The 16,330-nt window shown below is 71.1% G+C and carries 13 protein-coding genes; 9 read left to right on the top strand and 4 right to left on the bottom strand.

The window, feature by feature from the left end; all coding sequences use genetic code 11:
* Window positions 1-2,015: LuxR C-terminal-related transcriptional regulator (locus D471_RS0115570; protein ID WP_017599475.1), on the top strand; the 2,015-nt coding region annotated here is incomplete at its 5' end.
* 393 nt (window positions 2,016-2,408) lie between these two features.
* On the top strand, window positions 2,409-3,257 hold the full coding sequence (locus D471_RS34615) for an AMP-binding protein (RefSeq protein ID WP_040689843.1): 849 nt from the start codon (window positions 2,409-2,411) through the stop codon (window positions 3,255-3,257).
* 170 nt (window positions 3,258-3,427) lie between these two features.
* Here the strand turns inward: D471_RS34615 and D471_RS0115580 are convergent, their stop codons facing one another.
* Entirely contained in the window at window positions 3,428-3,958 is a 531-nt protein-coding gene (locus D471_RS0115580) for an ATP-binding protein (RefSeq protein WP_017599477.1), read from the bottom strand.
* A 695-nt stretch (window positions 3,959-4,653) separates the two neighbouring features.
* On the opposite strand from D471_RS0115580, the gene iscB reads away from it, so the two are divergent.
* The 6 genes from iscB (at window position 4,654) to D471_RS0115610 (ending at window position 12,511) form a co-directional block, all read left to right on the top strand.
* The gene (iscB, locus tag D471_RS0115585) at window positions 4,654-5,964 is read left to right on the top strand and encodes an RNA-guided endonuclease IscB (RefSeq protein ID WP_017599478.1); all 1,311 of its coding nucleotides are present in this window, start codon (window positions 4,654-4,656) and stop codon (window positions 5,962-5,964) included.
* Between the two features lie 29 nt (window positions 5,965-5,993).
* Entirely contained in the window at window positions 5,994-6,953 is a 960-nt protein-coding gene (locus tag D471_RS0115590; protein ID WP_017599479.1) for an ATP-binding protein, read from the top strand.
* 396 nt (window positions 6,954-7,349) lie between these two features.
* The gene (locus D471_RS0115595; RefSeq protein WP_017599480.1) at window positions 7,350-8,951 is read left to right on the top strand and encodes an ABC transporter substrate-binding protein; all 1,602 of its coding nucleotides are present in this window, start codon (window positions 7,350-7,352) and stop codon (window positions 8,949-8,951) included.
* 46 nt (window positions 8,952-8,997) lie between these two features.
* Window positions 8,998-10,032, top strand: coding sequence for an ABC transporter permease (locus tag D471_RS0115600; RefSeq protein ID WP_017599481.1), 1,035 nt, complete (start codon window positions 8,998-9,000; stop codon window positions 10,030-10,032).
* A complete protein-coding gene (locus D471_RS0115605; protein WP_017599482.1) occupies window positions 10,029-10,922 on the top strand; it encodes an ABC transporter permease in 894 nt (297 codons plus the stop codon). The genes D471_RS0115600 and D471_RS0115605 overlap by 4 nt, the downstream gene beginning before the upstream one ends.
* Window positions 10,919-12,511, top strand: coding sequence for an ABC transporter ATP-binding protein (locus tag D471_RS0115610; RefSeq protein ID WP_017599483.1), 1,593 nt, complete (start codon window positions 10,919-10,921; stop codon window positions 12,509-12,511). Before D471_RS0115605 ends, D471_RS0115610 begins: the two co-directional genes overlap by 4 nt.
* An 83-nt stretch (window positions 12,512-12,594) precedes the next feature.
* On the opposite strand, the gene D471_RS0115615 is transcribed toward D471_RS0115610, so the two are convergent.
* The 3 genes from D471_RS0115615 to D471_RS0115625 form a co-directional block, all read right to left on the bottom strand.
* Window positions 12,595-13,083 carry a hypothetical protein gene (locus tag D471_RS0115615; protein WP_017599484.1) on the bottom strand — a complete coding sequence of 163 codons (489 nt, stop codon included), beginning with the start codon at window positions 13,081-13,083 and terminating at the stop codon, window positions 12,595-12,597.
* 136 nt (window positions 13,084-13,219) lie between these two features.
* Window positions 13,220-14,029, bottom strand: a complete 810-nt coding sequence (locus D471_RS0115620) for a GNAT family N-acetyltransferase (protein ID WP_026127766.1) — start codon at window positions 14,027-14,029, stop codon at window positions 13,220-13,222.
* Between the two features lie 92 nt (window positions 14,030-14,121).
* Window positions 14,122-15,753, bottom strand: a complete 1,632-nt coding sequence (locus D471_RS0115625; RefSeq protein WP_017599486.1) for an alpha/beta fold hydrolase — start codon at window positions 15,751-15,753, stop codon at window positions 14,122-14,124.
* Between the two features lie 143 nt (window positions 15,754-15,896).
* On the opposite strand from D471_RS0115625, the gene D471_RS0115630 reads away from it, so the two are divergent.
* A partial coding sequence (locus tag D471_RS0115630) for an Lrp/AsnC family transcriptional regulator (protein ID WP_017599487.1) occupies window positions 15,897-16,330 on the top strand: 434 nt, incomplete at its 3' end.

Below are 16,330 nucleotides of genomic sequence, written 5' to 3' on the forward strand. Positions count from 1 at the left end.
GCAACGCGCCGCCGCCGGACCCCTCGGACGCCGAGGCGGTGCGGCTGTTCCTGGACCGGGCCCGTGCCCGCGACCCCCGCTTCACGGTCTCGCACCGGGAACTGGAGTCGGTGGCGGTCCTGTGCGACCTGGCCGGAGGGGTGCCGCTGGGCATCGAGGTGCTCGGCGCGAGTGCCCCCGGGACGGGTCCGGAGGCCCTCGCCGAGGCGCTGCGCTCCCACCTGGCCTCCCCTGACGTACGTCCCGGACCAGGGCAGGCCGTGGCGCGCAGCGAGGTCCTGCCGCTGGTACTGGACTTCGTCTACGAGAACCTCAGCGAACCGCAGCGGCTGGTGCTGTGTCGGCTGTCGGTGTTCCGCGGGTGGGACCTGGAGCTGGCCGAGCAGGTGTGCGCTGATGAGGACCTGCCGGAAACCGACATCCTCGATCTGCTCACGTCCCTGCTCAACCGGTCGCTGATCACGGTGACCGGTGAGTTCGAGGGCCGGGTGCGCTACAAACTCCCCGGGGCCGTGCGCGACTTCGCCCAGGAGCGGCTGGCCGCCCGGGGCGAGGCCGAGCCGTTCCAGGAGCGGCTCCTGGCGCGGATGCTGCGTCTGGTGGAGGACCTGGGGCGGCGATTGGAGTCGAGCCAGTCGATGCCCTGGACGGAGCGGGACTCCGGCCGCCAACGGGTCATCGCCGAGTTCTCCACGCTGCGCTCGGTCCTGCGGTGGGCGCACGAGCACGGCGCCGCCGAACCGGGGCTGCGCCTGTGCGTGAGCCTGGTCGCGCACTGGGTCAGCCACCAGTCCTACTCCGAGGGCGCGCACTGGATGGACCTGCTGCTCGGGCTGGAGGACGCGGCCAAGGCCCCGTCGCGCGCCCGCGCCCTGGTCGGCCGGGCCCAGCTCGCCCGGGTGCGGCGTGACCACGAACGCGCCCTGGCCCTGGGCGAGGAGGGGCTGCGGCTGTGCCGGGAGGCGGGGGACGACGTGTTCGTCCGCACCTGCCTCAACCTGCTCGCGCTCGTGGAGGTGCGCACGCGCTCCCTGGACCGGGCCGCTGTTCGGGTCGAGGAGGCCCTGCGGCTGTGCCGGGACGCCGGTGATCTGTGGGGTGAGGCGATCGCCCTCGGGACGCGGGCCGCACTGGTCGCGCAGCAGGGCGACTACCCCAGCGCCGACCACCACTACAACGCGGCACTGACTCTGCTGCGCGGGATCGACCACCGCTGGGGGGTCGGCGTCATCCTCATCGGGCAGGCCGGGGCGGCCGAGGCCAACGGCGACCTGATGACCGCCGACCGCTGCTACCGCGAGGCCCTGGACACCCAACGGCTGATCGGGGCGGCCGCGGAGGAGGCCCGCTGCCTGTCAGGCATCGGGCGGGTCGCCCACGTGCAGGGGCACACCAAACAGGCCCTCGACTACCTGAGCGAGGGACTCGTCCTCAGTCACACGACCGGGCAGCGAGCGGAGGCGGCGCGTTCCCTCACCGCGATCGCGCGGGTGGCGTCCGCCTTGGGCCGGCGCGAATCCGCGTGCCGTCTGGCGGGCGCGGCCGCGCAGGTCCGGGGTCGCCTGGGGCTGTCCACGAACCCCGCGCCCTGGCCGTTCACGGACCTGGAGCGGGTCCGGCGACGCAGGCGGCAGCTGGTCGGCTGGTGGGAGCAGGGCCGCGCACTGGAACTGACCGAGGCGGTCAGGGAGGCCGAGCTGTTGTCCGAGGAGGGACGCAGGCCGCTGTCGCGGCGCACGCCGAGCGGACGGCGCAACGGAGCGCGGTCCGGGCGTGCGGAGGCGTCGGCCGCTCCCTCGCCGGAGTCGACCAGTCCGCAGCAGCGGCTGACCCGGCGGGAACTGGAGATCGCGCGTCTGGTGAGCACCGGTAAGAGCAACCCGGAGATCGCCCGGGCGCTGTTCATCACGCCGTCGACCGCGGCCCGGCACGTCGCCAACATCAACCGGAAGATGGGGTTCCACTCGCGTACCCAGATCACGGCCTGGATCGAGCGGCACAGCGCCTCGGGGTGAGCCGCGAAAGGCCACTCGCCGGCCATCTGGTGATGACTCGGCGTTCGCATGCCATGAATCTACATATGCATCTGCACCGCAACATGCATGTGCATCTGGCTGTGAACGCGCTAGGCTTCCAGCCATGGGGCTTCGGGCTCGCGACACCTTTGGTGACGCGCTCGCGGGAGCCCCCGCAGCGGCCGTCGGCCCCGGACCGAACACGGGAAGCCGCCGGACCGTCAACCCCGGGCCTGTCCCGGGGTCGGTGGAGAACCGTGCCGGGACCAGGCGCCCCCAGGGGAGGGGACAGGCGCCGGACTCCCGGCACGGCGCACCGGGCTCGCCACGTGGAGGGGGCGTGACGAGCCCGGACAGCCGAACCGTCGCCGCCTGGGAGAGCTGGGGGTACGCATGGGGGTAGCACTGACTTCGGGAACCGGACGGCCGGGACACCATCTGCCACGTAGGGACGACCCGATCGGCTCTCTGACGGGGGGCCTGTGCGAGCGTCTGCGGCTGCGCCCCGCACGGGGCGGCACCATCCGGGGACGGAGCGGCCGGGTGGACGCGCTGACCTTCGCCGCGACCGTGGAGCAGGCGGCCGCGGGGCTGAGCCGCCGGGGGATGTGCTTCGGCGACGTGGTGGGTGTGCTGGCCCCCGTGTGCCCTGAGCGTTTCCTGGCCACGTACACGGTGATGTCCGTCGGCGGGCGCGCGCTTCCCCTGTCGACCACCTCCGATCCGGACACCCAGAGCGCCATCCTCGCCGAGACCGACACGCGGCTGCTGCTGGTCACCGAGGATCTGGCCCAGACCGCCCTGGAGCTGGCGGATCGCTCACGGGTGCGCCAGGTGATCTCCTTCGGGGACGCCCTGGGGACGACCTCGTTCGACGAACTGCTCCAGCCCAGCCTGGACGGGAGCGGGTACAGCCCCACCCGCGGGCTCTTCGACAACGGCATCCTCGGCTACGAACGCACCAGCGACGGCGTCCTGGCGACCCTCTACCCGCACAGCGACCTCATGGTGCGCTTCGGTGAACTGCGGGAACGGCTGGAACTGACCTCCGACGACGTGGTCGCGGTGGACGAGCACGGCGACGAGCCCACGAGGGTGGCACTGGTGGCACTCGCGTTGTGGACGGGGGCCTGTGTGGTGGCCGGGGACGACTCCCCCGCGCCGGAGGGCCGGAGAGTGACGGTGCGCTGTGCCCCGGACCCGGTCCGGGTGGCCCACCCGCACGCCGACTCGATGTTCTGAGCTGTGTTTCTTGGGTCCTCCGCTGCGCTTCGGACCGTGTTCGGGCACCCTCAAAGCAGGGATGCTTCCTCCTCGGCCACGCCTGTCGCTCGTTCCTCGCTACGCGGCTCGCCTCGTCGTGCAGCACCCTGCCGGCGCCCGAACGTCAAGCCCCCTGAGGTGACCGGTAGTCAGTCGACGTCCGCCGGAGCCGTACCCGGGTCGTCGATCTCGAACCAGGCCACGTGGGTGGACCCGCTCCAGTACTCGCCGCTGCGGGTGGCGCAGCTGTCGACGATGAGCCGACCGCGCCCGTAGTCCTCGCCGTCCTCGCGCGAGTGCCCACCGGATCCGTCGCGTTCCCCCTGGTCGGCGACGGCGACCCGCAGCCTGCCCGGCCCCGAGCGCAGGAAGAGCGTCATCACTCCGCCGGTCTGCCCCGACCGCGAGTGCAGGAGCGCGTTGGTGGCGAGTTCGCTGACGGCGAGTTCGGCGTCGTCCAGGGCCACATCGCAGTGCCCCCTCCCGGAGAGGAATCCGCGTACACGCGCCCGGATGGAGCGGACCGCGGTCAGGTTGCCCGCACAACTCCAGACGGTGTTGTCGGTGGCGTCGTCGGGGAGGTCCGCGACCTCGATCGTCGACGTGACTGGCGGTGTCGGCGCGGTGTCCTCCGGAACCTCCGCGGGCACGTGTTCCCGGAGTTGCCTCGCCTCAGCCATCCGGTCACTCCAATCACCCGCGACGGGCGCGCGGGTCGCGCAGCCTGCACTCACCTTAGACAAGGGTGGGCTGGGTCCAGAACAGCACACCCGGCGTCCCGCCGTCGCGGATTGGCCACAAAACGCCGTCACGTGTCCTCCCCCGTGAGGACAAAGGAAATGGTTCGGACCCCAGAACCACCCATGTGACGTGTAACACGTTGGCAATACCGCACCGGGATCGGCCATTCGCCTGACACGCGACCCCGAATAGAACGATAATCGTTCCCGTTCTCATCGGGTCGCCGCGCGGCCCGGACACCGCGCGGGCGGGGCCACCCCGCCCGCACCCGACACGGAGGGCCGGTAACGGAATCCCGGTCCTGAAGGACCGGGCTCTCCACCCGCGTGGTTGAGGGCCGCCGTTACCAGACCCGGCCATCACCCATGAGGAGGTGACCTCGATGGCTACGTTCCGCGCAGGACGGAAGACCCACCGGGCCGTGCTTCCTCAGCGGCCCGCTCTGGAATCCGCGCCAGCAGACACCCCCCGGATCGGGAACGAAACGGGGCGCGGAGACCACCATCCGGTGGTACCCGGTGCGGAACATGGTCGAGGGGAGACCGGTACCGCCCCACCCGGCGGTTCCGGCGTCACCCCCGCGCCCTCCGGGGCCGGGGAGCGGGGCCGTGAGGCCCATACCCCCCACCCTTTCGTGTTCGTCCTGGACGAACACGGAACACCGTTGCAGCCCTGCCCGCCCGCACGGGCGCGCAAGCTCCTGGCCAAGGGCCGAGCGGTCGTCCACCGGCGCACCCCCTTCACCATCCGACTCAGGGGCCGCACCGCCGCCGACTCCCGGATCGACGGCGTCGAGATCGGTATCGACCCCGGGTCCAGGCACACCGGCCTCGCCGTTTTCACCGCCGTGGCCGGGGAACGCCGGGACCGGTATGCGATTCGGCTCGACCACCGCGGACCGGCCATCCGTAAGAAGATGGGCCAGCGGTCCGGCTACCGCAGGCGTCGCCGGTCGGCGCACCTGCGCCACCGCCCGCCCCGGTTCGACGACCGCACCCGCCCTGCGGGGTGGCTCGCCCCCTCTTTGAGACACCGAGTGGGCACCACGGTGTCCTGGGTGGGGCGGCTGTCCCGGCTCGCCCCGGTGCGGGCAGCGCACGTGGAGCGGGTGGCGTTCGACACCCATGCCCTGTCCGCAGACCAACCCCTGGAGGGGGTCGAGTACCAGCACGGGGCCCTGCACGGGTTCGAGGTGCGCGAGTACCTGCTCGCCACGTTCGACCGGGCCTGCGTCTACCGCGGGGCCACGAACACACCGCTCAACCTCGACCACGTCCGCCCCCGCTCCCGGGGCGGGTCGGATCGGGTGTCGAACCTGGTCCTGGCCTGTGTGCCCTGCGACCAGGCCAAGTCCAACCGCCCCGTCGAGGAGTTCATGGCCCGGAAACCGAAGCTCCTCGCCCAGACGCTGGCTCGGGCCAAGGCCCCGCTGCGGGACGCGGCCGCCGTCCAGTCCACCCGGTGGGCACTGTGGCGCGCCCTCGATTCCCGCCTACCGACCCACGTCGGCTCGGGTGGGCGCACCAAGTGGAACCGCACCCGCAACCGGCTACCGAAGTCGCACACCCTGGACGCCCTGGCCGTCGGCGAAATCGACACGATCACCCAGACCGTGGACACGGTCCTGGTCGCGGGGTGCACGGGGCGGGGATCGTACGCCCGCACCCGTCCCGACCGGCACGGGTTCCCCCGTCTCCGGCTGCCCCGCACCAAGCGCTTCTTCTCCTTCGCCACCGGCGACCTGGTCCGCGCCGTGGTGCCCACCGGGAAGGAGACCGGGACCCATACCGGCCGGGTCGCGGTGCGCTCCTCGGGGAGCTTCAACGTCACCACCGCCCACGGCACCGTCCAGGGCATCCACCACAGGCACCTCCGTCTACTCCAGCGAGCCGACGGCTACACCTACACCACACGGAAGGAGAAGGGCGTTTCCTCCCGGCCCTGAGGGACCGGGTTCCCACGCCCAACACAACGATGAAGATCGCGTTCGCGGGCAAGGGCGGCAGCGGCAAGACCACCCTCTCCGCACTCTTCACCCGCCATCTCGCCGCCCAGCGGGCGCCCGTGGTGGCCATCGACGCCGACATCAACCAGCACCTGGGCGCCGCGCTCGGCGTACCCGAGCAGCGCTTGACGGAGCTTCCCGCGCTGGGCGCGCACCTGACCGAGATCAGGGAGATCCTGCGCGGCGACAACCCGCGGATCCCGTCGGCCGAGGCGATGATCAAGACCACCCCGCCGGGCCGGGGGTCGCGCCTGCTGGAGGTGACCGGGAAGAACCCGGTGCACGAGCGGTTCGGCACGGACGCCCACGGAGCGACGCTCATGGTCACCGGCCCCTACTCCGAGGAGGACCTCGGCGTGTCCTGCTACCACTCCAAGGTGGGCGCCGCCGAGATGTACCTCAACCACCTCGTCGACGGGCCGGGCGAGTACGTGGTCATGGACATGACCGCGGGCGCCGACTCCTTCTCCTCCGGACTGTTCACCCGTTTCGACGTCACCTTCCTGGTCGCCGAACCGACCCTGCGCGGCGTGGGCGTGTACCGGCAGTACGCCGACTACGCGCGCGACCACGACGTCGAGATCAGGGTGATCGGCAACAAGGTGCGCGACGAGGAGGACGTCGAGTTCCTGCGCGAACACGTCGGCGACGCCCTGGCTGCGTGGATGACGCACTCGGGGTTCGTGCGGTCGATGGAGAAGGGCCGCCACCCGGAGTTGGCCGACCTGGAGGAGGACAACGTCAAGACGCTCGGCCGGATGCGGGACATGGTCGACGCCCACCCCAAGGACTGGGCGAAGTTCACCCGCCAGTCGGCTGAGTTCCACCTGCGCTACGCTCGCGCCCGGGCGGGCACCGCGGACCTGGCGGCGCAACTCGACCCGGACTTCCTCATGGGACCGGAGGCCCTCGGCGTTGAGTCGCCCTAATCAGAAACCGTCAAAACGGACAAATCAAACGTTAAACACCACGGTTTCACTTCCCCCTCGCATCAATTAGGGCACAACCCCCAAGTGGGGCACGCCACAAACACCTCGCGGGCGGCATGCGCACACGACCGCGCGTGTCGCCCACGGGAACTCCCCCAAAAGGCAGGCCACAACGGCTTTGCGCCGGTATCACAGCTACACCCTCGGTATACCTCCCAGGGAGCGGTTCGCACTCCGAACACCGTCTTCACCTGGTTTGACGCTTCCCAGGGGTCACACAAGTATCGATGGGTGGACTGATACCCGCTGGTAGGCCCAGGCCCGGACCCTGCCCGGGCACCTCCCCAGGCTGCGGTGTCGTCCCGTCGAAGCTCCCGTACCCACACGAGGTGTCCCGTGTCGTCCCTGCCCGAAGAGCCCACCCCCGCCCGTCCGCACGCCCCCAGCCGCCGTTCCCTGCTCAAGGCCTCCGCGGCCGGCGCGGCCATCGCACCGGTCCTGGCCGCCTGCGGCGGGGACTCCGACACCGGCGGTTCCGCCTCCGGTGAGCCCCAACGGGGCGGCCGCCTGCGGGTCGGCATCGCCGGCGGCGGCGCCAGCGACACCCTGGACGCCCACGACCCGACCGACAACGTCGACATCGCGCGCAACCACGCGCTCTACGCCGCCCTGGTGACCTTCACCAAGGACGGCGCCATCGAGATGGACCTGGCCGAGTCCCTGGAGCCCAACGACGACGCCACGGAGTGGACCGTCGTGCTCAAGGAGGGGCTGACCTTCCACGACGACTCCCCCGTCACCGCCGACGACGTGGTCTTCTCCCTGCGCCGCATCATGGACGAGGAGAACCCGATGCGCGGGGCGGGCGACCTGGAGAGCGTCGACATCGAGGGGGTCGAGGCCACCGACGAGCGCACCGTCGTCATCCCCTGCACCGAACCGTTCGTGACCCTGCCCGAGGCGCTCGCCGAGTACTACAACTGCGTCGTCCCCCAGGGCTACGACCCGGAGAACCCGATCGGCTGCGGCCCGTTCAAGCACGCCGAGTTCACCGCCGGCCAGTACAGCCTCTTCGAGCGGCACGAGGGCTACCACGTCGAGGGCCTGCCCTACGTCGACGAGCTGGAGATCATCGACTTCCCCGAGGACGACGCCCGGGTCAACGCCCTCACCAGCCTCAGCGTCGACGTCATCAGCCAGGTGCCGCACGCCCAGGTCGCCATCATCGAGGGCAACATCGACGTGGAGGTCATGGAGTCCGAGACCGGCATGTGGCTGCCGTTCACCATGCGCGTGGACCAGGCGCCCTTCGACGACGTGCGGGTCCGCCAGGCCTTCCGCCTCATCGTCGACCGCCAGCAGATGGTCGACCAGGCGCTGGCCGGGTACGGGCAGATCGGCAACGACATGTACGCCCGGATGGACCCGTCCTACCCCGAGGACTTCCCGCAGCGCGAGCAGGACCTGGAGGAGGCCCGCCGCCTGCTCTCCGAGGCCGGGCACGGGGACGGCCTGGAGGTCGAGCTGGTCACCGGTGACATCAACGCCGGTATCGTCGCCGCCGCCGAGGTGTTCCAGGAGCAGGCCCGCGAGGCCGGGGTCACCGTCAACCTGCGCCGGGTCAACGCCAGCGACTACTGGAACGCGGAGGAGGGCTTCCCCTACGCCTTCGGCCAGGACTTCTGGAGCGCGCGCAACTACCTCACGCAGACCTCGCAGGGCTCGGTCGTGGGCGCCCCCTACAACGAGACCATGTGGGGCGAGGACGAGGAGTGGGTCGAGCTCGTCGAGCAGGCCCGCCAGACCCCCGACGACGACGAACGCAACGAGCTCATCAAGCAGGCCCAGAAGATCGAGTACGAGGAGGGCGGCTACATCGTGTGGGGCTTCGTGAACCTGCTCGACGCCCACTCGCGGAGGATCCACGGCCTGGAGCCGTCCGTCTCCGGTCACCCGCTCGGTTCGTACTCGTTCCACACGATGTGGAAGGAGCAGTAGCGGCTCCGCGGGAACGCACGGCAGGAATCGCTACCGAAAGCTCACCATGACTCGACTCATCGCCGTCCGCCTCCTGTTCGGCGTCCTGACGCTCTGGGCAGTGTCCGTCGTGGTCTTCGCGGCCACACAGGCGCTGCCGGGCGACGCCGCCCAGCTGATCCTGGGCCGGGACGCCACACCGGAGCGCCTGGAAGCACTGCGCGACCAACTCAACCTGCACCAGCCCGTGGCGGTGCAGTACACGCAGTGGCTCCAGGGCCTCCTCCAGGGGGACCTGGGCACGTCCTTCTCCAACCGCCAGCCGGTCTCCGAGTACCTGGAGTCCCCGTTGGGGAACTCGCTGGTCCTCATGGGCCTGGCCGCCCTGGTCGCGACGCCCGTCTCGCTGCTCATCGGCGCGTTCAGCGCGCTGCGCCGCGACCGGGGGTTCGACCACACCGCGTCCCTGGGAACGCTGGTCCTGGCCTCCGTCCCCGAGTTCGTGGTCGGCATCCTGCTGATCCTCGCCCTGGGGCCGGGCGGAGCCAACCTGTTCCCGTCGGTGTACTCGCGGGAGGGCGGACCCGAGCAGTGGATCCTGCCGGCCCTCACCCTGGCGCTGGCGGTGGCTCCGCCGATCGTCCGGATGATGCGGGCGACGATGATCGAGGTCCTGGAGAGCGAGTACGTGCAGCAGGCGCGACTCAAGGGCCTGGACGAACGGGTCGTGCTGTGGCGGCACGCGGCGCCCAACGCGATCGGGCCGGTGGCCCAGGTGATCGCGCTCCAGCTGGCGTGGCTGGCCGGCGGCGTCGTGGCCGTGGAGTTCCTGTTCAACATCCCGGGTATCGGCAAGGTCCTCATGGACGGCATCGCCAACCGCGACGTCCCGCTGATCCAGGCCGTGGTCCTGCTCATCGCCGGTATCTACATCCTGGTCAACCTGCTCGCCGACGTGATCGGCCTGGCGGCCAACCCGAAGGTGCGGGTCTCGGGCAACCGGCCCTCCGCGCCGGGGAGCGCCACGGCGAAGGACCGAGGCGAGGACGGGGCCGCCGGAACCCCGGCGGACGCCCCGAAGGCGAAGGACGTGCGGCGATGAGCGGACCGATGACGGACCCCAAGGTGGAGAAGGTCGCGAAGACGGCCAAGCGCAGGCCCGGACTGTTCCGGACCGCGTGGGGCTTCGGACGGACCAAGGTGGGCACGGTTCTGGCCGGGATCATCGTCCTGGTCGCCGTGGCGGGGCCGTTCGTGGCGCCCTACGAGCCCACCGAGTTCGTGGCCATGCCCTACGAGACGGGCGTCGGGGGCACCGTGTTCGGCGGTGACAACCTCGGCCGGGACGTGCTGACCCGCTTCCTGTGGGGCGGGTGGACGCTGCTGCTGCTCGCCGCTTCGGCCGCGGGGATCGGCGTGGCCGTGGGCACGGTGGTCGGCATCGTGGCCGGGTACCGGCGCGGATGGCTGGACGACGTGCTCATGCGCTTCAACGACGTCCTGCTGGCCTTCCCGCAGCTGATCGCCGCGCTGCTGGTGATGTCGATCATCGGCCCGAAGGTGTGGCTGATCGTCGCGGTCATCGCGGTATCCCATGTGCCCCGGGTGGCGCGTGTGATCCGTGAGGCGACCCGCAAGGTGATCGAGCAGGACTTCGTCAAGGCCGCCGAGGCGATCGGCCTGCCGCGCTGGCGGATCATGGCGGTGGAGATCCTGCCCAACGTCACCAGCCCCCTCCTGGTGGAACTGGGACTGCGGCTGACCTACTCGATCGGCGTGGTCGCGGTCCTGGGCTTCCTGGGCATGGGTCTCCAGCCGCCGACGGCGGACTGGGGCCTGATGATCAACGAGACGCGACAGGGCATGGCCGTTCAGCCGTGGCCCGTGGTCCTGCCGGTGACGGCGATCGCGGTCCTGACCATCGGCGCCAACCTCATCACCGACGGGCTGTCGCGCGCGGCCATCGGTATCGACCGGGGGGTCGAGAAGTGACGCGAAACGAGCACACCGTTCTCGAGGTCGACGACCTGACCGTGATCGGCCGTCCGTCGGCCGTGGAGATCATCTCCGACGTGTCGATCACCGTCCGCAGGGGCGAGATCCTCGGTCTGGTCGGTGAATCCGGTTCCGGCAAGACCACACTCGGGCTGTCCCTGCTGGCGCACTGCAAACGGGCCACGGAGATCGTCCGCGGCCACGTGGAGGTGGGCGGCAAGGACCTGGCCTCCCTGTCCGAGCAGCAGGTCCGGCAGCTGCGCGGGCGGGCGGTGGCCTACATCCCGCAGTCCCCCGCCTCGGCGCTCAACCCGGCGCTGCGGCTGAGGACGCAGCTGGGCGAGGCCCTGCACGACGACACGCTGCCCCGCGCGAAGGTCCTGGACCGGGTCCGCGAGGTACTGCGCGAGGTGGCGTTGCCCGACGACGACCGGTTCCTCAACCGGTACCCGCACCAACTGTCCGGAGGGCAGCAGCAGCGGGTGGCCATCGCCATGGCGTTCGTCGGGCGCCCGGAGCTGATCGTGCTCGACGAGCCAACCACGGGCCTGGACGTCACGACGCAGGCGCATGTGCTGGAGACCATTCGGCGGATGACCCGCGAGTACGGGACCGCCGGGGTCTACATCAGCCACGACATGGCCGTGGTCGCCGACCTGGCCGACGAGATCGCGGTGATGTACCGGGGCGAGCTGGTCGAGCGCGGCCGCACCGACGCGGTCCTGGCCGAACCCGGGCACGAGTACACGCGCCGCCTGCTGTCGGCGGTGCCCCTGCTGCGCACCGAGGGGCACGAGGAGGCCGAGGAGCCGGAGGAGGCACCGCTGCTGCGGATCTCCGGGCTGGCGGCCGGGTACGGGCGCACACAGGTGCTGGAGGGGATCGACGTGTCGGTCTCCCGCGGTGAGTGTGTGGCGCTGCTCGGGGAATCCGGCTCCGGTAAGACCACGCTGTCGCGGTCGGTGGCCGGGCTGCACCACCAGTTCACCGGCGAGGCGCTCTTCGACGGTGAGCCGCTGGCGCGCAGCAGCTACCGGCGCACCGCCGAGCAGCGGCGCCGCGTGCAGTACGTGTTCCAGAACCCGTACGAGGCGCTGAACCCGCGCAAGCGTGTGCGCGACCAGATCCTGGGGCCCTACCGGCACCTGATGGGCCGACCCCAGGATCCGGACGCGGTGGTGGCCGAGGCGCTGGAGCGCGCGGCCCTGCCCGCCGCCTACGCCGACCGCTTCCCGGAGCAGCTCAGCGGCGGTGAGCGCCAGCGCGTGTGCATCGCGCGCGCGGTGGCGACCAAGCCGGACCTGATGGTGTGCGACGAGATCACGTCGGCGCTGGACGTGTCGGTGCAGGCGGAGATCGTGACGCTGCTGCGCAACCTCCAGGACGAGGGGATGGCGCTGTTGTTCGTCACGCACAACATCGCGCTGGTGTCCAACATCGCCCAGCGGGTGGCCGTGTTGAACAAGGGCCGGATCGTCGAGTACGGCCCGGTGGGCCGGGTGATGTCCGAGCCCCGGCACGAGTACACGCGCGCGCTCATCGCCGACACCCCGGACTTCCAGCCGTCCTTCGCGACGGCGGAGTAGGGGCCGCCGAGTCGGTGGAGGGGGTGGTGCCGCACCGCCCCCTCCACCGGGCGGCGACTCGGTCCGCTACCTGTCGGAGCGCGTCAGTCGCAGTTGTCCCACCCGGGTCGGCCTCCCCAGCCGACGTAGCCGGTCTCAGGGGAGTCGATCGTCGCCTCGTAGCGGACGCACTGGTCCTGGGCCGGCCCGGAGACGGCGGCGTAGTGGCCGTAGAAGCCCTCGTCCTCGTACCGCGTCGAGCCGGACGAGGTCTGGACGTAGAGGGTGGCGGTGGTCCAGGTCGAAGTCCCGTGCGCGTCGCCGGTCCGCATCGTGACCGCGCAGTTCTCCCCGTACTGAGCGTTCCACAGCAGGTAGGCCGTACCCAGCTGCTCGTAGGGCCCGCCGATCAGGTCGACCTCGATCAGGTCGGAGTAGAGAACGGTGTAGTTACCGTTGGCCCAGTCGCACCCTTCTTCGGAGACGACCGCGGAACCCAGGGAGTGAGCTGACGCTGGGGAGGCTGAGGCCCATGTCGCCACGCTGGCGAAGGCCAGAACGAAGAACGCGCGCCCGAGCTTCTTGAACTTCACGAAGATCCTTGTCATGGGGGTCGACAGATGACGGTTCATCCTCGCGAGGATCCGTTGGGGGCACAAGTGCCGGACGTGGCGACCGACCGTGGCTGCCTCACCGCCTCTCGGTCCGTGAACCGCGAGGCGGTCACCCCTAGAACAGCACCGACATGACCTCGCCGACCTGGCGGAAGCCGACCCTGCGGTAGGTGGCGCGGGCCGCGGTGTTGAAGTCGTTGACGTACAGGGTCACGCGGGGCGCGATCTCCGCCAACGCGTACCGGACCACCGCGGCCATGCCCGCCGTGGAGTGGCCCCGGCCGCGCAGGTCGGGGTGGACCCACACCCCCTGGACCTGGCAGGCGTGCGGTGTGACCGCGCCGATCTCGGCCTTGAAGACCACACGGCCGTCCTCGATCCGGGCGAACGCGCGCCCGGTGCGCACGAGCTCCTCGATGCGCGCCCGGTACAGGGCCCCGCCGTCGCCGGAATCCGGTGGGACGCCGACCTCCTCGGTGAACATCGCCACGCAGGCGGGGACCAGGGTGTTGAGTTCCGAGGGCCGGACCCGGCGCACCTCGGGGTCGGCGGGCACGGCGGGCGGCGTGTCGATCTCCAGGACCGGTTGGCTGGCGCGGATGGCACGGGCCGGTCCCCACGCGGGCGTGACCTGTTCCCAGAAGTCCTGGACGGCCTCGACGGGGCCGACGATCGAGGAGCACCGGCGGGCGCGCCCGCNNCCCGCGTTGACCGGGACCAGGTTGGCTCCGGAGTAGCACAGGGCCGTCAGGTGCCCGTCCTCGACGAAACCCCACACCTCCGTCCCGCTGAAGCGCGCGGAGATCCCGGTGGTCATCAGGCGCGAGGCCACGAAGACGTTGCCCACGGGGTCGGTGTCCAGGAGTGCGCGGACGGCCGTCCGGTCGCGCTCTCCGAGGATCCGTACCGGCGAGGTCCGAAGCATCGCGTTCTCCCCCATCGTCCAGTCGGTCCCCCGGGGAGTCCCGGAGGTGACGACCCGATCCAGTTCGCGCCGGTTCCAGCCTATTAGACGGGTTACCCCGGCTCACCGGGAAGCTCTGGGATGGCCGCTCCGGCCCCCTCCGCCACGGCCTTCAGGTCCTCGCGTCGGGTGCTCGGACGCGGTTCGGGGCGGGACGCGCAGATGAGGTCCGGCCCCGTCGTCCTCCGGTCGGGCAGGGAGGCGCGGAGCAGGTAGTCGGTGACGATCTGGTCGACGCACTCGTTGCCGGTGAAGGCGACGCCGTGGGTGTGTCCGCCGTCCTCGATGACCAGGACCGATCCGGGCAGGCGGTCGCGCAGGGCGTGGGCGCCCTCGACGGGGGTGGCCCCGTCCTCGGTCGCGTGCACGATCAGGGCCGGGCCGGTGTAGGCGCGGTGCTCGTGGGGCGCGTCGCCGACCTGGAACCAGTCCCCGGAGCCCGCGGCCCAGTTCAGGCACGGAGCGTTGTACCAGGCGTTGTGCCAGCCAATGAAGGGCGCCTCCTCGTGCGCGAGGAGGGCGTCGGAGCGCCAGGCGGACCAGTCGGTCGGCCAGTGCGCGTCGGTGCACTGGACGGCGAGGTAGCCGCCGTAGCTCTGGTCGCTGTCGGCGTGGTCGCCGAAGGCCTTGTGCAGGGTGACGATCCCGGCGGCGTCGCCGTCGTTGATCCGGGTGGACAGCGCGCGGGCGACTCCGGGCCAGGTGGAGCTGGTGTAGGTGACCACGATGACGGCGGTCTCCAGCTCGGTGGGGCCGACGGTGTCCTCGATCGGGTTCCGCCGCGCCTCGGAGCGCAGGTCGTAGTAGGCCTCGGCGACCTCGTCCCCGGTCCGCCCCAGGCGATAGGTGTCGTGGTGGCGAGCCACCCAGTCGAAGAAGTTCTGCGCCGCGCGCTGGAGGGAGCGGCTCTGGACGTGGTTGCTCTCGTACCAGGGGTTGTCCGGGTTGACGACGCTGTCGAGGACGAGCGCGCGGACGCGGTCCGGGTAGAGGGAGGAGTAGACCGTGCCGAGGTAGGTGCCGTAGGAGTAGCCGAGGTAGTCGATGCGGTCCTCGCCCAGGGCGCGGCGGACGGCGTCCATGTCGTGGGCGGTGTCCTCGGTGCGGGTGTGGGCCAGGAGGGTGCCGGTGTTCTCCGCGCAGGCCTCGGCGTAGGCCTGGGCGTCGGCCCTCAGGGCGGCCTCCTCGGCCCCGTCCGCGGGCACGGTGTCCGGGCGGACCGGGGTGAAGTAGTCGGGATCGCAGCTGATGGCGGGGGTGGAGGCGCCGACGCCGCGCGGGTCGAAGGCGACGACGTCGTAGACCTCGCGCAGCTCCTCGGGCATGCGCTGGTGGGTGATGGAGGCCCAGCGGCGGGCCCCGCTGCCGGGCCCGCCGGGGTTGACGAGCAGGGTGCGCTGGCTGGTGCCGGTGGCGCGGACACGCGAGAGGGCGAGCTCGACGGTCTCGTCCGCTCCGGGGACCCGGTCGCCTCCGGCGGTACGGACGAGGGGGACGGTCAGGGTGGCGCACTCCAGGGCCTCGTCGCCCTGGGGTTCGAGGTCCTTGCAGGGAGCCCAGCCGAGACCGGTGCGGTCGACTCGGGTGACCGGTTGGGCGGCCTCGGCCAGGACGGGTACGGGGGCGATCGCGAGCGAGGCCAGCAGGGCCCCGGCGGTGGCGGTGGCCCGGATTCGTCGTCGCACTCGTGCTCTCCCCTGCGCGTCGTGATGTCCGCACGCATTGTCTCAATTACCGAACGTGACATGCGGAAACGACACGAACCCCAGGAGGTGTCGCCCCGGTAGCATGTGCCCTGGTGAGGTCATACAGGGACATAAGGGGCACAATGCGTCTGGATCGTGTCGACGAGCGGATCATCGCGATACTCGGCGCGGACGCGCGGATGAGCTTCGCCGAGATCGGCGGCGAGGTCGGGCTCAGCCCCTCCGCGGTCAAGCGCCGCGTCGACCGACTGATCGAGTCCGGCGCCGTACGCGGGTTCACCGTGGTCGTGGAGCCCCAGGCGGTCGGCTGGACCACCGAGGCCTACATCGAGCTGTACTGCCGCGCGCGCACCTCGCCCGGTGAGATCCGCAGCGGACTGGCGGGGTACGCGGAGATCACCTCGGCGTGCACGGTGACCGGCGAGGCCGACGCCTTCGTCCAGGTCCGCGCTCGCGACACCCACCACCTGGAGGAGGTCATCGAGCGCATCGGCGCCGAGCCCTTCGTGGTGCGCACCAAGAGCACCCTGGTGCTGTCGCGGCTGGTCGACCAGCC

The organism is Nocardiopsis lucentensis DSM 44048, assembly GCF_000341125.1.
GTDB classification, from domain to species: Bacteria; Actinomycetota; Actinomycetes; order Streptosporangiales; family Streptosporangiaceae; genus Nocardiopsis; species Nocardiopsis lucentensis.